Origin of the sequence: Streptomyces sp. NPDC001868 (assembly GCF_040297125.1) — a bacterium.
Classification (GTDB): domain Bacteria; phylum Actinomycetota; class Actinomycetes; order Streptomycetales; family Streptomycetaceae; genus Streptomyces.
On the sequence record NZ_JBEOYO010000028.1, the window covers coordinates 23,956 to 45,882 of the forward strand.

Here is a 21,927-nt window from a genome sequence, read left to right on the forward strand (position 1 = left end):
CACTCAGCGGCGCCATGCTTCGATCGGGTTGCCCAGCCACCGGGTGTCGTCGGGAACGGACTCCGCGGCCATGACCAGCGACGCGGGCCCCAGCGTGGTGCGGGCCCCGACCACGCTGCCGGGCAGGACGATTCCGCCGGGGCCCAAGGTGGCACCCTCACGGAGTTCAACAGTATCCGTCCGCAAGATCCGGTCGTGGAAGAGGTGGGTCTGGAGTACGCATCCCCGGTTCACCGTCGCCCCGTCGCCGAGCGTGACGAGGTCGGTCTCGGGTAGCCAGTAACTCTCGATCCACACCCCCTTGCCGATCCTGGCGCCGAGCCCGCGCAGCCACACGTTCAGCACCGGCGTACCGGGCACCGAACCGGCCAGCCACGGCACGGCCAGCACCTCCACGAAGGTGTCCGCCAGCTCGTTGCGCCACACGAACCCGCTCCACAGCGGATGCTCACCGGTGTGGTGCCGCCCGACGAGCAGCCACTTCGCGGCGATCGACACCAGACAGGCCAGCAGCCCCACCCCGAGCAGTACGACCCCGCCCAGCAGCCACGCCCAGCCGTCCAGCAGGCTCAGGGCCGCCACCGTCAGCAGCGCGAGGCCCGCCGAGCAGAACACCGGCACGATCCGGCACAGCTCCACCAGCGCCCGCGCCCACAGCAACCGCGCGGGCGGCTCGTACGTCAGGCTCTGGTCGCCGTCCGCGGCCGACCGGGGCAGCTTCACCGGCGGCAGCCCCAGATACGAGCTGCCCTTCTTCGCCTTCTTCGGCGTCGCCGACAGCACACCCACCAGACCGCCGTCCGGCACGGAACGCCCCGGCGCGGTCATCCCGGAGTTCCCGAGGAACGCCCGCCGCCCGATCTCCGCCCGCCCGATCCGCAGCCAGCCCCCACCCAGCTCGTACGGCGCGGTCAGGGTGTCGTCCGCGAGGAACGCCCCGTCGCCGACCGTCGTCAGACTCGGCAGCGCGAGGACGGTGGAGACCTCCGCGCCCTTGCCGATCCGCATCCCGAGCAGCCGCAGCCACACCGGCGTGACCAGCCCGGCGTACAGCGGGAACAGCGTCTGCCGCGACCGGTCCATCAACTGCGTGACCGTCCACGCCTGCCACCCGACCCGGCTGTGCGTCGGATGCGTACCCTCCCGCAGCCCCAGACTCAGCACCCGTACGGCGACGAGCAGCAGCAGCGCATAGGCCGCCCCGAACGCCAGCGTGGCCGGCACCAGCCCGAGCGCCGCACCGCGCACGGCGGCGCCGAGCCCGGCGTCCGGGCCCACGAACAGAGTCAGCACGGCCAGCGCGGCGGCCCCGGCGAGCACCGGCAGCGCGGTCAGCCCGACCCCGGTCACGCCGTACGACACCCGCCAGAACAGGCCACGCTGCGGCCGCTCCTTGGGCCAGTTCCGCTTCGCCTTGCCCAGCTTGCCCGCCGGTGCCCCGGCCCAGCGCTGCCCGGTGGGAATCTGCCCGGCCACGGCCGACCCGGGCGCCACCTCGGCCCGCTTGCCGACCCTGGCCCCCGGCAGCAGCATGCTCCGCGTCCCGACGACCGCACCGGCGCCCACCTTGACGGCCCCGAGCTCCAGCCGGTCCCCGTCGAGCCAGTACCCGGAGAGGTCCACCTCGGACTCCACGGCCGCGCCCCGCCCGAGCTTGAGCATCCCGGTCACCGGCGGCAGCGCGTGCAGATCGACATCGGCCCCGACCTTGGCGCCCAGGGCACGGGCGTACCGTTCCAGCCACACCCCGGTCAGCGAGGTGGCCCCGCTGAACTCGGCCAGCCGCTCGGCCGCCCACAGCCGCATGTGCACGCTCCCGCCGCGCGCGTACCGCCCCGGCTCGACCCCGCGCAGCAGCAGCCGCGCCCCGCCCGCCGCGATCGCCAGCCGCCCCGGCGGCGTGTAGAACAGCACCGCCCCGGCAGCCACGGCCCACCAGGACGCGGTCGGCAGCCAGGCGTACGGCGTCAGCAGATTCCCGAGCGCCGCCAGCGGAACGATCCAGCGCAGCCCGAGCAGCGTGAACAGCGGCACGAGCAGCAGGAGCTGGACGAGCCGTGCCCGCGCGGGCACGGGCTCCACCACCCGGCTGGCACCGTCCTCCTCGCCGCTCTCCTCCAGATACCGGGCCAGCTTCCTGAGCGTGGGCCGCTGGTAGATGTCGACCACCGCGACGCTCGGATACCGGCTCCGCAGCCGTGTCGTCAGCTGGGCGGCGCCCAGGCTGCCGCCGCCGATCGCGAAGAAGTCGTCCTGAGCGCTGCCGACCGGGACACCCAGCACCTCGGCCCACTGCTCGGCGAGCCACGCCTCGGTCCCGTACAGCTCCTCGGCCGGCCCGGCGGTCTCCAGGTCGGCCAGCGGCCACGGCAGCGCGTCCCGGTCGACCTTCCCGGACGTCCGGGTCGGCAGCTCGGCCACCGGCGCCAGCAGCGGCACCAGGGCGGCGGGCAGCTCGGCCCGCAGCTTCTCCACGGCCGTCGCCTGGTCCCAGCCGTCCTGGGTCACGACATACCCGACGAGCAGCTGATTGCCGCTGCGCGCGGTCCGTACGGCCGCCGCGGCGCCGGCGACCCCGGGCAGCCCCTGCAGCGCGGCGTCGACCTCGCCCAGCTCGATCCGCCGCCCGCCGAGCTTGATCTGCTCGTCGGCCCGCCCGAGGAAGACCAGCCCCTCGGGCTCGGCCTTCACCAGGTCACCGCTGCGGTAGGCGCGCTCCCAGCCCAGCGACTCCAGCGGCGCGTACTTCTCCGCGTCCTTCTCGGCGTCGAGATACCGCGCGAGCCCCACACCACCGATCACCAGCTGCCCGCTGCCGCCCATGGGCACCGGCTCCCCGGCCTCGTCGACGACGGCCAGCTCCCACCCGTCGAGCGGCAGCCCGATCCGGATCGGCTCTTCGCCGGACATCAGCGAGGCACAGGCGACGACGGTCGCCTCGGTCGGTCCGTAGGTGTTCCAGACCTCGCGTCCCTCGGTCACCAGCCGCTGCGCCAGCTCCGGCGGGCAGGCCTCACCACCGAAGATCAGCAGCCGTACGTCGTTGAGCGTCTCGGGCTCCCACAGCGCGGCCAGCGTCGGCACGGTCGACACGACCGTGATCTCCTGCTCGACCAGCCAGGGCCCCAGATCGGCGCCGCTCCTGACCTGCGAGCGCGGCACCGGCACCAGACAGGCGCCGTACCGCCAGGCCAGCCACATCTCCTCGCAGGACGCGTCGAAGGCCACGGACAGCCCGGCCATCACCCGGTCGCCGGGCCCGATCGGCTCCTCGGTCAGGAACAGCTCCGCCTCGGCGTCCACGAACGCGGCGGCGCTGCGGTGACTGACGGCCACACCCTTGGGCTTGCCGGTCGACCCGGAGGTGAAGATGATCCACGCGTCGTGCTCGACCCCGGGCCTGGCGGCGGGGGAGTCGGACGCGCCGTTCACGGTCAGTTCGTGCCCGGCCCCGACGACGGCCCGGACCTCCGCCTCACCGAACACCAGCTCGGCCCGCTCATCGGGGTCCTCGGCGTCGACGGGGACGTACGCGGCTCCGGCGGCCAGCACCGCGAGGATCGCCACATACAGATCATTGGTGCCCGACGGCACCCGTACGCCCACCCGGTCCCCGAGCCCGACCCCGGCGACCCCCAGCTTCCGCCGCAGGTGCTCCACCTCGACGGCCAGCGCGCGATAGGTCAGGCGCCGCTTCCCGTCGTCCAGCGCGGGCTCGTCCGGGTACGAGCGCACCGACGCCTCGAAGACATCGACGAGCGTGCGCGGGGACGCCGCCGGACCGGCCGTGAACCGCGCCGCCCCGCCGAACCCCCCGGCTCCCTCCGCCAACTCTCCGTCGAGCAGCGTCAGGTCAGGACTCTCGTATACGGCGGCCATCGGATCCTCGCCTCTCGAACCCGGACCATCCGGGGGCGCCGACGGGCCACCAGGTCTGCCTGGGGATATTTCCGTATCGGCACCGAACAAGCCCAATACTCTAGTGCTCGGGTGACTACGGCCTGTCGTGTCGGCCAAGCGGGGGCGACCTCCGGGCGACCCGGAGGGGTGGAAGCATGGGCCTTGACCTGGGGTTTTACCGGTGGGGAGAGACGTCGCCCACATTTCGTCAGTGTAACGCGCGAAGGCCGCGACCCTGGGGTCGCGGCCTTCGCCACTGTGTGTCCGAGGGGGGACTTGAACCCCCACGCCCGATAAAGGGCACTAGCACCTCAAGCTAGCGCGTCTGCCATTCCGCCACCCGGACAAGGTGTCTGTCGCGCGGGTTTCCCTCGCGGCGACGAAGGAAACATTACCAGGCTTTCCGGGGCCCTCGATCACACCCCGTCTCCGCCGGGACCGGCCGTGAACGGCTTGTGACGGGCCGGTCCCGGTCTTGGGGCGGGGGGTCGGGCAGGAGGAGGATGAGGGGGAACCACCAGCAGCGACAGCGGGAGGAACCAGCGTGAACGAGACGGACGCGGGCAGGCACGTGACCGGTGAGGACGAGGTCGTCGACCTCTGCCGCGAGCTGATCCGGATCGACACCAGCAACTTCGGCGACCACTCGGGCCCGGGTGAGCGCAAGGCCGCCGAGTGGGTCGCCGAGAAGCTCGCCGAGGTGGGTCTCGAACCGGAGATCTTCGAGTCGCACCCGGGCCGCGCCTCCACGGTGGCCCGGATCGAGGGCGTGGACCGGTCCCGGCCGGCGCTGCTCATCCACGGCCACACCGACGTCGTACCGGCCAACGCGGCGGACTGGACCCACCACCCCTTCTCCGGCGAGGTCGCGGACGGCTGTGTGTGGGGCCGGGGCGCGGTCGACATGAAGGACATGGACGCCATGACGCTGGCGGTCGTCCGCGACCGGCTGCGCAGCGGCCGCAAGCCCCCGCGCGACATCGTGCTCGCCTTCCTCGCCGACGAGGAGGCCGGCGGCACGTACGGGGCCAAGCACCTCGTCAAGAACCACGCCGATCTCTTCGAGGGCGTCACCGAGGCGATCAGCGAGGTCGGCGGGTTCTCGTTCACCGTGAGCGAGCAGCGGCGGCTCTATCTGATCCAGACGGCCGAGAAGGGCATGCACTGGATGAAGCTCACCGTGGCCGGTACCGCCGGGCACGGGTCGATGATCCACCGGGACAACGCCATCACCGAGCTGTCGGAGGCCGTCGCGCGCCTCGGCCGCCACCAGTTCCCGGTACGGGTCACCAAGACCACCCGGGCCTTCCTGGACGAGCTGGGCGACGCGCTCGGCACCGAACTCGACCCGGAGGACATGGAGGGCACCCTCGCCCGGCTCGGCGGCATCGCCAAGCTGATCGGCGCGACCCTGCGGAACACCGCCAACCCCACCCAGCTCGGCGCCGGCTACAAGGTCAACGTCATCCCGGGCGAGGCCACCGCCCATGTGGACGGGCGGTTCCTGCCCGGGTTCGAGGAGGAGTTCCTCGCCGACCTCGACAAGATCCTCGGCCCGAAGGTGCGGCGCGAGGACGTGCACTCCGACAAGGCGCTGGAGACCTCCTTCGACGGGGCGCTCGTCGACGCCATGCAGTCGGCGCTGCTCGCCGAGGACCCGGCGGCGCGGGCGGTCCCCTACATGCTCTCCGGCGGGACGGACGCCAAGTCCTTCGACGACCTCGGTATCCGCGGCTTCGGCTTCGCACCGCTCAAGCTGCCGCCGGAGCTGGACTTCGCGGGCATGTTCCACGGCGTCGACGAGAGGGTGCCGGTGGAGGGGCTGAAGTTCGGCGTACGCGTGCTCGACCGGTTCATCGACGCGTCCTGAACTCCCCGACCTTCCCGCTGAAATCCCTGAAACTTCCTGAACCCCCTCTGTTCTGTCCGGAAATGCGTGCTGAAACGAGACTCCACTATTCGGCAGCACGTACGAAGATCGACCGTGACGGGTGAATCCGACCATAAGCTCGTAGCTCCATTACTCCCTCCTCGTTACAGGTGATGCGACTCGCTACTTGGGGTCGCTTTGCCAACAAGGAGGAATAATGCTCAAGAAGGTCGTCGCCGTCGCGGCTGCCACCGGTGGTCTGGTTCTCGCGGGCGCGGGTCTGGCCGTCGCCGACGCCGGGGCCCAGGGTGCCGCAGTCGGCTCCCCGGGTGTCGCGTCCGGCAACGTCGTCCAGGTGCCGGTTCACGTCCCCGTGAACGTGTGCGGCAACACGATCTCGGTGATCGGGCTGCTGAACCCTGCCTTCGGCAACACCTGCATCAACAAGTGACGTTGTGCCTCACCCGGTGAGGGTCTGAAAAAACCGTCGGCCCCGGAGTGCGCGCCATGCACTCCGGGGCCGATCGGTATCCCGGCAAGGTGTTGAAGATCAGAATGTGGGATAAGGCAGGTATACAGCAATGCGACAGGTCACCCGCAAAGGCCTCATGACAATGGCGGCCGCGTCCGGTGTGCTCGCGGCGGCGGGCGGCGGTGCGGCGCACGCCGACTCCGGTGCGCAGGGCTCCGCCACCAACTCGCCCGGCGTGCTCTCCGGCAACACCGTGCAGGCGCCGGTGGAGGCCGAACTCAACGTCTGCGGCAACACGGTGAACGTGGTCGGACTGCTCAACCCGGCAGCGGGCAACAAGTGTTCCAACGGCGGAGGCGGCAAGCACGCCCGCGGCGGCCACGGCGGCGGTTACGGTAACGAAGGCCATGGTTCGTCCGGTTCCTCCGGTTCGTCGCACGGTGGCTCCCAGGCCCACGGTCACGCCAGTGACTCCCCGGGCGTGGCCTCCGGCAACCATGTACAGGTCCCGGTGCATGTGCCGGTCAACGTGTGCGGCAACAGCGTCAACGTCATCGGTATCGGCAACCCCGCCACCGACAACGACTGCTACAACGGCGGGGGCGGCGGTTACGACAACGGCGGCCACGGCTCCTCGAACGGGGGCTCCCAGGCCGACGGTCACACCGGCGGCTCGCCGGGCGTGGCCTCCGGCAACCATGTACAGGTTCCGGTCGATGTGCCGGTCAACGTGTGCGGCAACAACATCGGCGTGGTCGGCATCGGCAACGGGGTCACGGGCAACGACTGCGGGAACTCGGGCGGCGGAGGGGCGCACGAGAATCCGGGTGGTGGCCACCAGAACCCGCCGGGCGACTCCGAGGAGGCGTCCCCGCAGGTCCCGACCAAGCCGGCCCAGCCGGGTGCGCCGGGCAAGCCCGGCGGTGAGGTCTCCCGTGGTGACTCCAACACCCCGGACGCGCAGACCGTCAGCCGGCCCGACGGCGCCGCACAGCTCGCCCAGACCGGCGCGGAGCTGCCGCTGGGGCTCGCCCTCCCGGTGGGCGCGGGCGCACTGATCGGGGGCGCCCTGATCTACCGCAAGGCCCGGGCCGCGGCGCTGTAGCCCGACCCGGCCCGGCGCGCGCAAGACGCGCACGAACGGAGCGGGCCCCGCACCTGCGGGGCCCGCTCCGTTTCGATCCGCCCACTCACCACGTGGCACGCACCTGGCGGATGATCCGCCGGCGCAACCGCACCCTGCGGCTGCCATCACGCAGCAGGCTCAGTCGGTCCAACTCCCAGTGTCCGTACTCGGCATGGTCCGTCAGCAGGCGTGTGGCGTCCTTGCGGGAGACCCCGCGTGGTACGTACACGTCGACAAATTCGTATTCCGGCATCGGTATCTATTGTGCGGGCTGGGGCCCGGTACGGATAGCGTCTGCACTATGTCTGATGCTGCGCAGCCCACCGCTGCCGAGGTACGCGCCGCCGCCGAGGCGGTCAAGACCGCGCTCGACCGCCACCTGGCCGCGGTCGAACGCCGGTCGGGGGAGGACGACCCGGCCGTCTACGAAGCGTTCAACGAGCTGGCCGCCGCCGCCGAGGAGTACGACGAACTGCTCTACGACCGCTATGACGAGGTCACCCCCTTCGAGATCCCCGGCACCGAGGACATGCCGCCTTACACCGGCCCCGAGGAACCCGGCGCGCTCAGCGTGCTGATCCGCCGGGACTACACGGTGGCCGAGCCACAGCGGCTGCTGGCACAGGCCCAGCGGGTGGAGGCCGCGGAGGAGCCGGTCGGCTCCGAGGGGGCGGCCAGCACGGTGCACGGGGCGCTCGGTCTGCTGTTCGGCGAGTTCGAGCCGGACGAGATCGCCTCCCGGCACAAGGAGTTCGGTCTGGAGGAAGGGGACTCCACGCTCTGGGTGACCGCCGCGGACGATACGGCGGAGCCGGGGGAGTGGCTTGAGGCGCCTTTCGAACAGGTCGATCCGCAGCGGGTCGTCTGCCGTTTCGACGTCAGCGCGGTCTTCGACGACGAGCCGGACGACGACGATCTGGACGATGACCTCCGGCTTGTGGGGGAGCTGGACGAGGACGAGGATCTGGAGCCGTTGGACGCGGACCGCTAGCGGTTTGTGGGGCGCCCAATAGCTCGGGGCGTCCCTCGGCGGGCGGCTGCGGGTGGTTCGTGGTTGCTCGCGCAGTTCCCCGCGCCCCTGAAAGACGGCCCTGCGGGCCGCCTCAGGGGCGCGCTCTCGTCACCTTGACGGCGGGCAGTCGTGCCGCAGGCGGTGCCCGGCAAGCGCCGGTGAGCGCCACCTGCGCGGCCCCCGACCCTGCGGCACTGTCAATCGGCCGCCGGTACCAGGGCCTTCAGCAGTGCCGGCAGTCGGGTGGTGCGTGGCTTCGCCGGGGTCTCGGCGACGGCGCGGGGCAGGGCCTGTTCGACGCCGTGCACCACGGACAGGTGGCGCTCGGCGCGGCTGAAGGCCGTGTAGACCCAGGGGCGCGTGAGGGCCTGCGCGGCGTCGCCCGGCAGGACCACGACCGCCGCCGGCCACCGGTGCCCCACGGCCTGGTGCGCGGTCAGCGCCCACCCGTGCCGCACGGTCTGCTCGACCCGCTCCTTCGGTACGACGACGGCCACGCCCGCGCAGTCCAGGTGCAGCCCCTCGGCGTCGGCCTTCACCACACGACCGGGGGTCGTACGGCCCGGAGCGGGGGAGTGGACGACCCTGTCGCCCGGGTCGAATCCGCCGAAGCGGCCCGGCCCGGGGTTCAGCCGCTCCTTGAGCGCCGTGTTGAGCGCACGCGTCCCGGCCGCGCCCCCATGGCCGGGGGTGATCACCTGCACCTGCTCGGCGGGGATCCCGAACGCTCTCGGCACCGAGTCCACGACGAGCTGCGCGGTCCGGTGCACCGCCTCGCCCGCGTCCCGCACCGGCACGATCACGACCTCCTTGCCGGGCGCGTCGACCTGGTTCAGCTCCCCGATCCCGATCCCGGAGACCAGCTCGCCGATGGGCCCGGGGTCGGGCGTCCGCGAGGCGATCTGCGGGCAGGCACGGGCGGCGAGCAGATCCGCGAAGACCCGGCCAGGCCCGGCGGACCACAGCACCCCGGGGTCGCCGCTGAGCACCAGCCGGGCCCCGTCGGGCAGCGACTCGGCGAGCAGGGCGGCGGTCTCGACGTCCAACTGGGGGGCGTCCAGGACCACGAGCAGATCGAGAGCGAGCGCGCCGTCCATGTCCCGGCCGGGCCCCTCGGCGCCGGACAGCAGCCCGGCGAGGGTCGTCACGACGGTGTCGCCGCCCTCGACGGAGGTCGGCTCGGACGGCTCGGACGGCTCGGAGGCGAACCGCCGCTTCCCGTCCGTGCTGTGGGTCGCCGCGTACGCCCGCAGTCCGAGCGCCCGGGCGGCCGTGACCAGCGCCGCCGGTTCCGCGCGGGCCGCGTCGCCGCCGGTGTGCAACACGAGCCCGTGTCCGGCGACGGCCCGGATCAGCTCCGCGGCGGAACGCGGTGCCGACGCGGCCGCCGAGTCCCAGGCCGTCGTGTCCTCCTTGGGCAGGGAGTTCATGACGCGGGCCAGCGCGTCGGCGAGGCTCTCCTCCGCGAGGGCGTAACGCTCCAGGCCGATGAGGACGCGCACCGGGCGCTCCTCCTCCGCCTCGCCGTCCTCGGTGTCCGTGGTGGCCGCGGCGGTCGGGGCGTCGTCGAGCGCGTCCTGGAAGACCAGGGCCTCGCCCTCGGCGACGGTGCTCTGGACGGCCTCCTCGGGGTCGGGCACGGAACGCTGGGCGAGCGCGGCGGCCAGCGCCGGGGCCTCCAGCGCCGTGTGCCCGGCGACGGCCGCCTGCTCCAGCAGCCATACGGTGACCGCCCGGCCCCGCCGCTCGTCGTCCGGGCCGCACTCCGCGCCGAGCAGCGCCCGCGCGAACCCGTCGGCCTGCTCCGGCCGTACGCCCGGCACCCGCAGCAACTGCCAGGGATCCTCGCGCAGTCGGGCCCCGGCGCCCTCGCCGAGCGCCTCGGCGACCTGGGGCACCAGCGCCTCGGGGGCGCCGCCCTCGGCCAGCACCGCGCGCACCGCCTCGACGGTCTCACCGGAGGGAGCCGCGCCACCGGCCGGGGCCGCCACGGGCTCCGGTCGCCGCACCGGCTCGGCGGCGGGCCTGCGCGGAGCGGGGTCCGGCTCGGCGAAGGCGGTGGCCGTGGGCTTCTGGCCGCCCTCCACGGCCCGTACGGCGGCCAGCAGATCGGCGGCCGTCCCGCTGAGCTTGGTCCCGCTCGCGATCGGTGCCTTCTTCTCCGCCTTGCGCCGCTCGATCCGCTCCCGCTCCAGCCGCTGAGCCGCCAACTCGGCCTGCGCCTCGGACGTTTCGGCTGCGGCTGCGGCTGCGGCTGCGGCTTCGTCGGCGGCCTCAGTGCCCTCTGCGGGCTCGGCGCCCCCTGCTGCCGACTCACCGTCTTCCGCGGACGAGCCCTGCCCGCCCGCGTCGGCTTCGTCTCCGTCGCCTTCGCCACCCGTGCCGTCGGCTGCCGCGCCGGCCCCGCTCTCGGCCGGGGCCTCGCCCTCCGGTGTCGCCGCGAGCGTGGCCTCCCGGTCCTCGGGTGTGCCTTCGGTCGCACGGGCGTCGGCGGCGGGCGTCCCGTCGCCCCGTCCCCCCGGCTCGTCCGTCCCCGTGGTCGCGGGCTCCGTGCTCACAGCGTGCTCCAGTCGTGATCGGGATAGCGGTGCACGGGCGCCGACACATCGTCGAGAGCCCGGCAGATCTCGTCAGGAAGACTAAGGGTCTCCACTGACAACGCCCCCGTGAGCTGCAGCGCGTTGCGCGCGCCGATGATGGGCGCGGTCACACCGGGCCGGTCGCGCACCCAGGCGAGGGCCACCTGGATCGGGGTCACGGCGAGGCCGTCCGCGGCGGTCTGCACCGCGTCCACGATGCTGGTCGCCGTCTCGTCGAGGTACGGCGCGACGAACGCCGCCATGTGCTCCGACCCGCCCCGCGAGTCCGGAGGAGTGATGTGACGGTACTTGGCGGTCAGCACCCCGCGGCCCAGCGGCGAGGACGGCAGCAGACCGATGCCCAGATCCAGCGCGGCGGGCAGCACCTCGCGCTCGACGCCGCGTTGCAGCAGGGAGTACTCCAGCTGCGTACTGGCCAGGCGGGTGCGTATGCCGGGGGCCGCGAGCTGCCAGGTGGCCGCCTTCGCCAACTGCCAGCCGCAGAAGTTGGAGACCCCGGCGTACCGGGCCCGGCCGCTGCTGACGGCCAGGTCGAGGGCCTGGAGCGTCTCGTCCAGCGGGGTTCCGGGGTCGTAGGCGTGGATGTGCCAGACGTCGACGTAGTCCGTGCCGAGGCGGGCGAGGGAGGCGTCCAGGGCGGCGAGGAGATGGCCGCGGGAGCCGTCGAAACGGCGGTCGGGGTCCGGGACGCTGCCGGCCTTCGTGGAGATGACCAGATCGCGGCGGGGCACGAGCCCGTCCATCAACTGCCCGAGCAGATACTCCGCCTCGCCGTCCCCGTACACGTCCGCCGTGTCGACGAGATTGCCGCCCGCCTCCCAGAACGCCTTCAACATGTCCGCGGCGTCATGCTCGTCCGTGTCACGGCCCCACGTCAGGGTGCCGAGCCCGATCCGGGACACACGCAGGCCGGTACGGCCGAGATGCCTCTGCTCCATGAACGGCGACATTACTGGCCACGGTTCGTCACGTGGGGGCCTGTGGATAACCGATTTCGAGGGGTGCGGTCGTCGGCTGCGGCCGAGTGGGGGCTGGTCGCGCAGTTCCCCGCGCCCCTTGAAAGAGCCTGCGGCCCTTCAAGATCGGCCCGCAGGGCCGCCCTGAGGGGCGCGGGGAACTGCGCGACCGGCCACGACCCGCCCGCACCCGCCGTACAACCCCCGCCTCCCGAGCTCCGACGCGGCCCCGCCCGGTATGGTCGGCGAAACAAAGACGTTACTGATCGGTAAGGGGAAGGCTGATCTATATGAAGCTCGGGATCAACCTCGGCTACTGGGGCGCCGGAATGGACGGCGACAACCTGGCCGTGGCCCAGGAGGCCGACCGGCTGGGTTACGCGGTGTGCTGGGCGGCGGAGGCGTACGGCTCGGACGCCGCCACCGTGCTCAGCTGGGTCGCCGCCAAGACCGAACGCATCGACGTGGGCTCGGCCATCTTCCAGATCCCGGCCCGCCAGCCGGCGATGACCGCGATGACCGCCGCGACGCTGGACTCGCTCTCCGGCGGCCGTTTCCGCCTCGGCCTCGGAGTCTCGGGACCGCAGGTCTCGGAGGGCTGGTACGGGGTCAAGTTCGACAAGCCGCTGGCCCGCACCCGCGAGTACGTGGAGATCGTCCGCAAGGCGATGACCCGCGAACGCCTGTCGCACGACGGCGAGCACTGGACGCTGCCGCTGCCCGGCGGCCCCGGCAAGCCGCTGAAGCTGACCGTGCACCCCACCCGTGAGCACATCCCGCTGTACATCGCCGCGATCGGCCCGAAGAACCTGGAGCAGACCGGCGAGATCGCCGACGGCGCCCTGCTGATCTTCCCCTCGGCGGCGCACCTGGAGGACACCGCGATCAAATACCTGCGGGCCGGCCGGGAGAAGGCCGGCAAGACCCTCGAAGGGTTCGACGTCTGCCCGACCCTGCCCCTCGCCGTCGGTGACGACAAGGACGTGACGACGCTCGCCGACACCTTCCGCCCGTACACCGCGCTGTACGTCGGGGGCATGGGCAGCCGCAAGCAGAACTTCTACAACCAGCTCGCCCAGCGCATGGGCTACGAGAAGGAGGCCGCCGAGATCCAGGACAAGTACCTGGCCGGTGACAAGGCCGGGGCCGCGGCCGCCATCCCGCACGAGCTGATCGACCAGACGACGCTGCTCGGCTCCGTCGAGCGCATCGCCGACCGGATGAAGGCCTACGCCGAGGCCGGGGTCACCACCCTCACGCTCGCCCCGGCCGGCTTCACCCTGGACGAGCGGATCGCCTCGCTCCGGGCCGGCTCGGAGGCCATGGAGCTGGCCGGGCTCGCGTAACCCGAACGGCGCAGCGGCCGACTAGAGCCGCGAACAGTCGAACGGTGGAATCGAACAGAAGGTTCGGGGGCGCGGGGCGGACGGCCGGCCGGGAAGCACTACGGCCGTGGTGGGGGCTCGGGGGTCTTCCCCGCCACGGCCGTCACCGGTGACAACGCGGCACGGCCCGCTCGGTTACGCCTCCGCGCCGCCCCGGCATCCTTCGTTCGGCGGATTTGTCCGACACAGCTGTTGCCCGGCTCCTGGTACCCCATTTGACTCGTTTTCTGCAGGACCCTGCCAGGCCCCCTGCAGAGAGGTGTCCTTCGATGCTTTCGGCCAAGAGTCTGTTCCAGGAGATCGTCGACAACGACGAGTCGTTCCGCCTGTTCTGTTCCATCGCCGCCAGCGGGGAGACACAGGGCGGCTGGGAGAACGCGCGCATCGCCGCACTCGTCCCGCCCACCGAGCGCGCGCTCGCACCCAAGATCACCCGCCATGGCGCCGACGAGGACAAGCACGGGCGGATCTTCAAGGCCCTCATGAAGAAGCGCGGCCTCCAGCCCGTGGAGGTCCCGCCCGACACCGACTACACGATGCTCCTGGAGCGCAACGGCATCGGCCTCGCGCACGAGAAGCTCAAGGCCGACCAGGCCCTCACGGTGCGGGACATCATCGTCTACCTGTCCCACAGCCGGGTCACCGAACAGCGCGCCGCCGACCAGATGGTGATGCTCCGCAAGAACTTCGAGACCCACCCCGAGATCGGCAAGGCCGTCCGGATGATCTCCGACGACGAGGACAACCACCTCGCCTACACCCACGAGGAACTGCTGCGCTTCGCCGCCGCCGGACACGGCCGCCTCATCCAGAAGACCCTCCGCGAGTGCGCCCTCGCGGAGATCACCGTCTACCGGGACGTCAGCCTCGCCGTGATGGACCGCATGGGCCGCATCCTGGGCTGGCCGAAGCCCAAGGCGGCCGTCCTCGCCGCGGGCATCCGCGCGATGTACGCGTACGAGCGGGCCTTCGGCTGGCGCCGCATGGTCACCCTGGAGATGCCGGCCCGCCGTGACGCCCTGGGCGGACCGGCGACGGCGGCCCCCGAGTTCGCCTGAGACGCCTTCCGCACCGGCCGAACACTCACGCGCGCGTGGGCGTCGATCGTCGTCCACGCGCGCCTACGGCATGGCCCCGGGAGGCAGCGGCTACAGCCAGCCCCGGCGTTTGAAGAGCCGGAACACCAGTACCTCCGTCATGACCATCAGCGCCATCAGCGCGGGATACGACCACACCCAGCGCAGTTCGGGCATGTGCTCGAAGTTCATGCCGTAGACGCCGGCCGCCATGGTCGGGATCGCGGCCATGGCCGCCCAGGCGGAGATCTTCCGCATGTCGTCGTTCTGGCGGACGCTCATCTGCGCCAGGTGCGCGGAGAGGATGTCGGAGACGAGCCGGTCCAGGCCCTCGACGGACTCGTTGACACGGGTGAGGTGGTCGTTGACGTCACGGAAGAAGGGCTGTGCCTTCTCGTCGACGAACGGCACCGCGTCGGTGAGGTTGCCGGTGCCCGAGAGGCGGACCAGCGGGGCGGCGAGAGGCCCGGTGGCCCGGCGGAACTCCAGGACCTGGCGCTTGAAGGTGTAGATCCGGGACGCCGTGTTCCGGGACCCGCCGCCGTCGGGGGAGAAGACCTCCGCCTCCAGCTCCTCCAGGTCGGTCTGGAGTTCGGTGGCCACGTCCAGGTAGTGGTCGACGGTGGCGTCCGTGATCGCGTACAGGACGGACGTGGGCCCCTTGCCGAGCAGTTCGGGCTCCCGCTCCAGCCGGCCGCGTACGGCGCCCAGGGGCGAGCCCTCGCCGTGGCGGACGGTCACCACGAAGGCATGGCCCAGGAAGACCATCACCTCGCCGGAGGTCACGGTGTCACTGGACGGCTCGTACACGACCGGCTTGAGGACCATGAACAGCGAGTCGTCGTACACCTCCAGCTTGGGCCGCTGGTGGGCCTTCAGCGCGTCCTCCACGGCCAGTGGATGCAGCGCGAACTCTTCCGTGACCAGGGCGAACTCCTTCTCGGTCGGCTCGTGCAGACCGATCCACACGAAGCCGCCGGAGGCGCGGGCGGCGGCCAGGGCGTCCGACAGGTCGTCGGGCCCCTCGGTGCGGTGGCCGTCACGGTAGACGGCGCAGTCGACGATCACGGGAGGTTCCTTTCTCCGAAAACGTTCTTCCGCCGTCCCGGCCCGCAGTTCATCACTGTGCCTCCGGCGGAGCGCCTACGCTGGGGCGCATGCCCACGTTGATCCTTGTCCGGCACGGACGTTCCACCGCCAACACCGAGGGAGTGCTCGCCGGGTGGACGCCCGGGATCGCCCTCGACGAGCGGGGCGCCGCGCAGGCCGCGGCGCTGCCCGGCCGCCTCGCCGGGCTGCCGATCGCCGAGGTCGTCACCAGCCCGCTCCAGCGCTGCCAGGAAACGATTCGCCCGCTCCTCGACGCCCGGCCCGACCTCAGCCCGCACACCGACGAGCGCATCGGCGAGTGCCACTACGGCGACTGGTCCGGCCGCAAGCTCGCCGAGCTGAAGGACGAGCCGCTGATGGAGGTCGTACAGACGTATCCGACGGCGGTCGAGTTCCCGGGCGGCGAGTCGATGCGGGCCATGCAGCACCGGGCCGCTGAAGCGGTGCGGGAGTGGAACGCGCGCGTGGAGCGCGACCACGGGGCGGACGCCGTGTATCTGATGTGCTCGCACGGCGACATCATCAAGTCGCTCGTCGCGGACGCACTCGGACTTCATCTGGACCTCTTCCAGCGGATCTCTGTCGAACCGTGTTCCATCACCGCGATCCGTTACACACGACTGAGGCCGTTTCTCGTCCGCCTCGGCGACACCGGGGACTTCACGTCCCTGGCGCCGCGCGAGGAGCCCCCGAGCGGTGACGCGACCGTCGGGGGCGGTGCGGGGGCACCGTGATCGTCAACCGCAGTAGGGTGAAGCGGTCGCGGCGGCGCTGAACCAGTCAGCAGCCGACGCGGCCGGTCCCGACGTCGATTCCAATGGAGACAGGACGTGTCCCGTCAGGTGTTCCTCTACGACCCCCCGGACCGCTTCGTGGCCGGTACGGTCGGGCTGCCCGGGCGCCGGACCTTCTTCCTGCAGGCCTCCTCGGGGCAGCGTGTCACCAGCGTGGCCCTGGAGAAGACGCAGGTCGCCGCGCTCGCCGAGCGCATGGACGAACTGCTCGACGAGGTCGTGCGGCGCAGCGGCGGCAGCGCCGCGGTACCGGCCGTCGCGCCCACCGAGGTGTCGGACACGGCGCCGCTGGAGGCCCCCGTCGAGGAGGAGTTCCGGGTCGGCACCATGGCTCTGGCCTGGGACGGCGACGAGGAGCGGATGATCGTCGAGGCCCAGGCCCTGGTCGAGCTGGACGCCGACTCCGAGGAGGACCTCGCCGAGGCGGAGGAGCGGATGCTCCAGGACGAGGAGAACGGCCCGCCGATGCTCCGCGTCCGGCTCACCGGCTCCCAGGCCCGGGCCTTCGCCAAGCGCGCCCTCGACGTCGTCAACGCGGGGCGGCCGCCGTGCCCGCTGTGCAGTCTGCCGCTCGATCCGGAGGGACACGTATGTCCGCGCCAGAACGGATACCGGCGCGGGGCGTGACCTCCTCCGTGCCCGCCTCCGCCTCCGCCGGCTCGGCGTCCCCCGCCGAACCGTCCGCCGAGCCTTTGGTCGTGCTGCTGGCCGAGGGCGAGCTGACCGTGCGCGGGCGGGTGCGGGAGGCGTCCAACGCGGTGCTGTACTGCACGGTCTCGTACGAGGGACGCGAGGCCGCCTGCGTCTACAAGCCCGTCGCCGGGGAGCGGCCCCTGTGGGACTTCCCCGACGGGACGCTCGCCCAGCGGGAGGTCGCCGCGTACGAGGTGTCCGAGGCGACCGGCTGGGGGCTCGTCCCGCCCACCGTCCTGCGGGACGGCCCGTACGGCGAGGGCATGTGCCAGCTGTGGATCGAGGGCGAGGCCGGGTCCGAGCTGCTGGCCCTCGTCGAGGGCGAGGAAGCCGGGGAGGGCTGGAAGGCCGTCGGCTTCGCAGAGGTCGGGGAGGGCGAGACCGCGCTCCTCGTGCACGCCGACGACCAGCGGCTGCGGCGGCTCGCCGTGCTCGACGCGGTCGTCAACAACGCCGACCGCAAGGGCGGGCATCTGCTGCCGGCCGCCGAGGGGCGGCTGTACGGCATCGACCACGGGGTGACCTTCAACGTCGAGAACAAGTTGCGGACGCTGTTGTGGGGGTGGGCCGGGGAGCCCCTCACGGACGAGGCCGTGGAGGTGCTGGGGCGGTTGCGGGACTCGCTCGGTGAGGGTGGGGTGCTGGCCGGGAAGCTTGCCTCTTTGATCACACCGGCCGAGCTGGACGCCACGCGGTCGCGGGTCGCCGCGCTGCTGACGAGCGGACGGCACCCGGAGCCGACCGGCGACTGGCCGGCGATCCCCTGGCCCCCGGTCTGAGGCACCCCTCGCCGGGGCCGGCCGAGGTCGGTTCCGCAACTCGGCGGCTACGAGGCGCCGCCTGCGCGATTGCCCGCAGTTGGGGGCGTGGCTGGGGCCGGGCCCCGTCAGGGCGCGGGGACGCGATCAGCCACGTACCAGCGGCAGTCGCAGAACAAGGCGCACCCCCGAGTCAGTAGGCGGCCTGTCCACGTACCGGCGGCACTCGCATAACAGGACGCACCCCCGAGTCAGTAGGCGGCCTGTCCACGACCAGCCGCAGCCACAAAACAGGGCGTACCCCCGAGTGCTCAGGCGCCCGGCATAGTGACGCAGCGATCGGGTTAGGCTCGTGGCATGCATGCCTGGCCCGCTTCTGAGGTCCCCGCCCTGCCCGGCAAGGGCCGCGACCTTCGGATCCACGACACCGCGACCGATGGGCTCATCACCCTTGACCCCGGTCCCGTCGCCCGTATCTACGTCTGCGGTATCACCCCGTACGACGCGACCCACATCGGTCACGCGGCGACCTACAACGCGTTCGACCTCGTACAGCGCGTGTGGCTCGACACCAAGCGGCAGGTTCACTACGTCCAGAACGTGACGGACGTCGACGACCCCCTGCTGGAGCGTGCCGCGCGTGACGCCATCGACTGGGTGGCCCTCGCCGAGAAGGAGACCGCCCTCTTCCGTGAGGACATGACCGCCCTGCGGATGCTTCCGCCGCGCCACTACATCGGCGCGGTCGAGGCGATCCCCGGAATCGTTCCGCTCGTCGAGCGGCTCCGCGACTCCGGCGCCGCCTACGAACTCGAAGGGGACATCTACTTCTCCGTCGAGGCCGACCCCGACTTCGGCAAGGTGTCGGGCCTCGACGCCGCCGCGATGCGGGTGCTGTCCGCCGAGCGCGGCGGCGACCCGGACCGGGCGGGGAAGAAGAACCCCCTCGACCCGATGCTCTGGATGGCCGCGCGCGAGGGCGAGCCCAGCTGGGACGGCGGCTCCCTCGGGCGTGGCCGGCCCGGATGGCACATCGAGTGCGTCGCCATCGCCCTCGACCACCTGGGCATGGGCTTCGACGTCCAGGGCGGTGGCTCCGACCTCGCCTTCCCGCACCACGAGATGGGCGCCTCGCACGCGCAGGCGCTGACCGGCGAGTTCCCCATGGCCAAGGCGTACGTCCACGCCGGCATGGTCGCGCTGCACGGCGAGAAGATGTCGAAGTCCAAGGGCAACCTGGTCTTCGTCTCCAGGCTGCGCCGCGACGGGGTCGACCCGGCCGCGATACGGCTCGCGCTCCTCGCCCACCACTACCGGGCCGACTGGGAGTGGACCGACCAGGTGCTCCAGGACGCCGTCGCCCGCCTCGACCGGTGGCGCGCCGCAGTCTCCCGCCCCGACGGACCGTCCGCCGAGGCCCTCGTCGAGGAGATCCGCGAGGCCCTCGCGAACGACCTGGACGCGCCGACCGCGCTCGCCGCCGTCGACCGCTGGGCCGCGCTCCAGCAGGAGCGGGGCGGTACGGACGAGGGCGCGCCCGGCGTCGTGTCCCGTGCCGTGGACGCGCTGCTCGGCGTGGCCCTGTGAACGGCCTGAGGCGACGAGGCCCTGAGCGGCGGCGTCGGCTCCAGAGACAACGACTCCGGAAGTAACGACTGCCGCAGCAACGACTCCTGCGACAACTCTCGCAGTAACAACTCCTGCAGTAACGACTCTGCACAGGCGTCGGAGACGTCACACGTGTCACGCGGGTCGTTCGAACGGGAGCAGTGGGCGCCCCCCTCCGGCCGGAAGGGGGCGCCCACTGCTCCCGGCAGCGGTCCCGGGGCTGTCAAGGCGCTGTCGGTCGATCGTGGAGGGGCTGCGGGGGCGGTCGGCATGTGATGGGGTGACAGACGTCAGTTGAAGCCGGACCGGCCGGCTGCCGGTCCCTTCGTGGAAGGGACGCACAGTGGCTCCCCCGCAACTTCCGCAACCCCCGCACGCCTCGCAAGCCCCCTCCGCACGTCAGCTCAGTCGGCGAAGCCTGCTCACGGCGTCCGCCGCCACCGCGGGCGCACTGCTCGTCGGGTCCTCGGCGGCGACCGCCTCCGCGACCGTCCCCTCGTCCTCCGGGGACACCTGGCCCGACCTCATCCCCCTGCCCAACGGCTTCCGCCCCGAGGGCATCACCATCGGCAGCGGCCCCTACGCCTACCTGGGCTCCCTCGGCGACGGCTCGATCTACCGCGCCGACCTGCGCACCGGCGAGGGCACCATCATCTCCGCGGGCCCCGGTACGCCCTCCGTCGGGCTCAAACTCGACGACCGGGGGCGGCTGTTCGTCGCCGGGCGCGGTCAGGGCGCCCGGGTCGTGGACGCCCGTACCGGCGCGGTCATCGCGTCGTACACCCTCACCACGAAGACGCCGACCTTCGCCAACGACGTCTTCCTCACCCCGCGCGCCGCCTGGTTCACCGACTCGTTCCAGCCCGCCCTGTACGCCCTGCCGCTCGGCCGCCACGGCGCGCTGCCGGACCCGGACGAGGTCGTCACGGTCACCCTGAGCGGCGCCTGGACCCAGACCCCCGGCGAGGTCGTCAACGCCAACGGCATCACCGGCACCCCGGACGGCAAGGCCCTCCTGGTCGTCCAGTCCGGCGCGGGCGGCCTGCACCGGGTGAACCCGAGGACCGGCGTCACAACACTGGTCGACCTCGGCGACGCGGCACCCCTCACCAACGGCGACGGCCTGCTGCTCCTCGGCCGGCGGCTCTATGTCGTCCAGAACCGCCAGAACGCGGTCGATGTGTTCCAGCTCGCCGCCGACGGACGCAGTGGCATCTTCGAGGGCCGCCTCACGGACTCCGACTTCGACGTCCCGACGACGGTCGCGTCCCACCGGAACCGCCTCTACCTGCCCAACGCCCGCTTCACGACGCCCCCGACCCCGGACACGACATACGCGGTGGTGGCGATCAAGCGCTGAGCACCTGGTACCTCCCGGTGCGGTTCCCCGCGCCCAAAGGGGCGCGGGGATCCGCGCGACCAGCCACAACGAACCCGCGGATCCCGCGCGGCGTCACGTAATCCGCCGCGATCCCCGGCTCAGTCGTCCGACGAATCCTCGTCCTCAGCCTCAGCCTCAGCTTCGGTCTCAGCCTCGGTCTCAGGGCGAGGCGGCTTCGGCGGCCGCGTACGCCCGCCGGGAGTGTCCTTGGGATTCCACGCCCCGGTGGTCCCGTCGCCGCCGTCCACCGTGGCGTGACCACCCGACGCCGGACCACCCCCGTCACGGCGCCGCAGATACCGCTCGAACTCCCGGGCGATCGCCTCACCCGACGCCTCCGGCAGCTCCGCGGTGTCCCGGGCCTCCTCCAGCGTCTGCACGTACTCGGCGACCTCGCTGTCCTCCGCGGCCAGCTGATCCACGCCCACCTGCCAGGCGCGCGCGTCCTCGGGCAGCTCGCCCAGCGGGATGCGCACGTCGATGAGGTCCTCCAGCCGGTTCAGGAGGGCCAGCGTCGCCTTCGGGTTCGGCGGCTGCGACACGTAGTGCGGCACCGCCGCCCAGAGCGAGACCGCCGGGACGCCCGCGTGCGTGCACGCCTCCTGGAGGATGCCGACGATGCCCGTGGGGCCCTCGTACTTGGTCTCCTCCAGATCCATCCGCTGCGCCAGGTCCGCGTCGGACGTGACACCGCTGACCGGAACCGGACGCGTGTGCGGGGTGTCGCCGAGTAGCGCGCCCATGATGACGACCAGTTCCACGCCCAGCTCGTGGGCGAAGCCCAGCAGCTCGTTGCAGAACGAGCGCCAGCGCATCGACGGTTCGATACCTCGGACGAGTACGAGATCGCGGGGCTTGTCGCCGCCGACCCGGACCACCGACAACCTTGTCGTCGGCCAGGTGATCTTCCGTACGCCGCCGTCCAGCCACACCGTGGGACGGTTGACCTGGAAGTCGTAGTAGTCCTCGGCGTCCAGCGCCGCGAACACCTCGCCCTTCCATTCCCTGTCCAGATGCGCGACCGCGGTGGAGGCGGCGTCGCCGGCGTCGTTCCAGCCTTCGAACGCGGCCACCATCACTGGGTCGATCAGCTCGGGAACCCCCTCCAGCTCGATCACCCAGCGCCTCCTTCCGACGTGCCCTCGCGTACGCCCCAACCTTACGGCGTGCCGAGGGGGCCTCCGCA

At 72.0% G+C, this 21,927-nt stretch carries 17 protein-coding genes and 1 tRNA gene; 11 read left to right on the forward strand and 7 right to left on the reverse strand.

Annotation, left to right across the window (positions count from 1 at the left end):
- Positions 1–3: 3 nt before the first annotated feature.
- Both ABT147_RS28365 and ABT147_RS28370 read right to left on the reverse strand, forming a co-directional pair.
- The gene (locus tag ABT147_RS28365) at positions 4–3,879 is read right to left on the reverse strand and encodes a Pls/PosA family non-ribosomal peptide synthetase (RefSeq protein ID WP_351411163.1); all 3,876 of its coding nucleotides are present in this window, start codon (positions 3,877–3,879) and stop codon (positions 4–6) included.
- 282 nt (positions 3,880–4,161) lie between these two features.
- Positions 4,162–4,246, reverse strand: a tRNA-Leu gene (locus tag ABT147_RS28370).
- A gap of 198 nt (positions 4,247–4,444) precedes the next feature.
- Between ABT147_RS28370 and ABT147_RS28375 the strand changes: the two genes are divergently transcribed.
- The 3 genes from ABT147_RS28375 to ABT147_RS28385 all read left to right on the forward strand — a co-directional run bounded on the left by ABT147_RS28375 (position 4,445) and on the right by ABT147_RS28385 (position 7,347).
- Positions 4,445–5,770, forward strand: coding sequence for a M20/M25/M40 family metallo-hydrolase (locus ABT147_RS28375; protein WP_351411165.1), 1,326 nt, complete (start codon positions 4,445–4,447; stop codon positions 5,768–5,770).
- A gap of 217 nt (positions 5,771–5,987) precedes the next feature.
- Entirely contained in the window at positions 5,988–6,221 is a 234-nt protein-coding gene (gene chpH, locus ABT147_RS28380) for a chaplin ChpH (RefSeq protein WP_351411167.1), read from the forward strand.
- Between the two features lie 130 nt (positions 6,222–6,351).
- The gene (locus ABT147_RS28385) at positions 6,352–7,347 is read left to right on the forward strand and encodes a chaplin family protein (RefSeq protein ID WP_351411169.1); all 996 of its coding nucleotides are present in this window, start codon (positions 6,352–6,354) and stop codon (positions 7,345–7,347) included.
- Positions 7,348–7,432: 85 nt separating this feature from the next.
- On the opposite strand, the gene ABT147_RS28390 is transcribed toward ABT147_RS28385, so the two are convergent.
- Positions 7,433–7,621 carry a DUF5703 family protein gene (locus ABT147_RS28390; RefSeq protein ID WP_005485166.1) on the reverse strand — a complete coding sequence of 63 codons (189 nt, stop codon included), beginning with the start codon at positions 7,619–7,621 and terminating at the stop codon, positions 7,433–7,435.
- A 48-nt stretch (positions 7,622–7,669) separates the two neighbouring features.
- On the opposite strand from ABT147_RS28390, the gene ABT147_RS28395 reads away from it, so the two are divergent.
- A complete protein-coding gene (locus ABT147_RS28395; RefSeq protein ID WP_351411171.1) occupies positions 7,670–8,359 on the forward strand; it encodes a hypothetical protein in 690 nt (229 codons plus the stop codon).
- 218 nt (positions 8,360–8,577) lie between these two features.
- On the opposite strand, the gene ABT147_RS28400 is transcribed toward ABT147_RS28395, so the two are convergent.
- The gene (locus ABT147_RS28400; protein ID WP_351411173.1) at positions 8,578–10,938 is read right to left on the reverse strand and encodes a helix-hairpin-helix domain-containing protein; all 2,361 of its coding nucleotides are present in this window, start codon (positions 10,936–10,938) and stop codon (positions 8,578–8,580) included.
- On the reverse strand, positions 10,935–11,918 hold the full coding sequence (locus tag ABT147_RS28405) for an aldo/keto reductase (RefSeq protein WP_351411176.1): 984 nt from the start codon (positions 11,916–11,918) through the stop codon (positions 10,935–10,937). The genes ABT147_RS28400 and ABT147_RS28405 overlap by 4 nt, the downstream gene beginning before the upstream one ends.
- A 308-nt stretch (positions 11,919–12,226) precedes the next feature.
- Here ABT147_RS28405 and ABT147_RS28410 point away from each other — a divergent pair, with 308 nt between their 5' ends.
- Positions 12,227–13,282: an LLM class F420-dependent oxidoreductase gene (locus ABT147_RS28410; RefSeq protein WP_351411178.1), complete on the forward strand. Its 1,056-nt coding sequence runs from the start codon at positions 12,227–12,229 to the stop codon at positions 13,280–13,282.
- Positions 13,283–13,590: 308 nt separating this feature from the next.
- Positions 13,591–14,379, forward strand: a complete 789-nt coding sequence (locus tag ABT147_RS28415; protein ID WP_351411180.1) for a ferritin-like domain-containing protein — start codon at positions 13,591–13,593, stop codon at positions 14,377–14,379.
- Positions 14,380–14,469: 90 nt separating this feature from the next.
- On the opposite strand, the gene ABT147_RS28420 is transcribed toward ABT147_RS28415, so the two are convergent.
- Positions 14,470–15,465, reverse strand: a complete 996-nt coding sequence (locus ABT147_RS28420) for a magnesium and cobalt transport protein CorA (protein WP_351411182.1) — start codon at positions 15,463–15,465, stop codon at positions 14,470–14,472.
- 89 nt (positions 15,466–15,554) lie between these two features.
- On the opposite strand from ABT147_RS28420, the gene ABT147_RS28425 reads away from it, so the two are divergent.
- The 5 genes from ABT147_RS28425 (at position 15,555) to ABT147_RS28445 (ending at position 20,720) form a co-directional block, all read left to right on the forward strand.
- Positions 15,555–16,241 carry a histidine phosphatase family protein gene (locus tag ABT147_RS28425; RefSeq protein ID WP_351411185.1) on the forward strand — a complete coding sequence of 229 codons (687 nt, stop codon included), beginning with the start codon at positions 15,555–15,557 and terminating at the stop codon, positions 16,239–16,241.
- 96 nt (positions 16,242–16,337) lie between these two features.
- Positions 16,338–16,928 (forward strand): DUF3090 domain-containing protein, encoded by a 591-nt coding sequence (locus ABT147_RS28430; protein ID WP_037701872.1) that lies wholly within the window; start codon positions 16,338–16,340, stop codon positions 16,926–16,928.
- Positions 16,892–17,773 carry an SCO1664 family protein gene (locus ABT147_RS28435; protein ID WP_351411187.1) on the forward strand — a complete coding sequence of 294 codons (882 nt, stop codon included), beginning with the start codon at positions 16,892–16,894 and terminating at the stop codon, positions 17,771–17,773. The genes ABT147_RS28430 and ABT147_RS28435 overlap by 37 nt, the downstream gene beginning before the upstream one ends.
- A 336-nt stretch (positions 17,774–18,109) precedes the next feature.
- Positions 18,110–19,339, forward strand: coding sequence for a cysteine--1-D-myo-inosityl 2-amino-2-deoxy-alpha-D-glucopyranoside ligase (mshC, locus tag ABT147_RS28440; RefSeq protein WP_351411190.1), 1,230 nt, complete (start codon positions 18,110–18,112; stop codon positions 19,337–19,339).
- Positions 19,340–19,703: 364 nt separating this feature from the next.
- Positions 19,704–20,720: an SMP-30/gluconolactonase/LRE family protein gene (locus ABT147_RS28445; protein WP_351411192.1), complete on the forward strand. Its 1,017-nt coding sequence runs from the start codon at positions 19,704–19,706 to the stop codon at positions 20,718–20,720.
- A gap of 119 nt (positions 20,721–20,839) precedes the next feature.
- On the opposite strand, the gene ABT147_RS28450 is transcribed toward ABT147_RS28445, so the two are convergent.
- Entirely contained in the window at positions 20,840–21,859 is a 1,020-nt protein-coding gene (locus ABT147_RS28450) for a PAC2 family protein (protein ID WP_351411194.1), read from the reverse strand.
- Positions 21,860–21,927: the final 68 nt, after the last annotated feature.

What these genes read in the sequence shown, in the direction of transcription:
- ABT147_RS28395 (WP_351411171.1), top strand. Translation starts at nt 7,670, where the DNA reads ATGTCTGATGCTGCGCAGCCCACCGCTGCCGAGGTACGCGCCGCCGCC.
- ABT147_RS28385 (WP_351411169.1), top strand. Translation starts at nt 6,352, where the DNA reads ATGCGACAGGTCACCCGCAAAGGCCTCATGACAATGGCGGCCGCGTCC.
- ABT147_RS28405 (WP_351411176.1), bottom strand. Translation starts at nt 11,918, where the DNA reads ATGGAGCAGAGGCATCTCGGCCGTACCGGCCTGCGTGTGTCCCGGATC.
- ABT147_RS28425 (WP_351411185.1), top strand. Translation starts at nt 15,555, where the DNA reads ATGCCCACGTTGATCCTTGTCCGGCACGGACGTTCCACCGCCAACACC.
- ABT147_RS28390 (WP_005485166.1), bottom strand. Translation starts at nt 7,621, where the DNA reads ATGCCGGAATACGAATTTGTCGACGTGTACGTACCACGCGGGGTCTCC.
- ABT147_RS28435 (WP_351411187.1), top strand. Translation starts at nt 16,892, where the DNA reads ATGTCCGCGCCAGAACGGATACCGGCGCGGGGCGTGACCTCCTCCGTG.
- ABT147_RS28415 (WP_351411180.1), top strand. Translation starts at nt 13,591, where the DNA reads ATGCTTTCGGCCAAGAGTCTGTTCCAGGAGATCGTCGACAACGACGAG.
- ABT147_RS28410 (WP_351411178.1), top strand. Translation starts at nt 12,227, where the DNA reads ATGAAGCTCGGGATCAACCTCGGCTACTGGGGCGCCGGAATGGACGGC.
- chpH (WP_351411167.1), top strand. Translation starts at nt 5,988, where the DNA reads ATGCTCAAGAAGGTCGTCGCCGTCGCGGCTGCCACCGGTGGTCTGGTT.
- ABT147_RS28365 (WP_351411163.1), bottom strand. Translation starts at nt 3,879, where the DNA reads ATGGCCGCCGTATACGAGAGTCCTGACCTGACGCTGCTCGACGGAGAG.
- mshC (WP_351411190.1), top strand. Translation starts at nt 18,110, where the DNA reads ATGCATGCCTGGCCCGCTTCTGAGGTCCCCGCCCTGCCCGGCAAGGGC.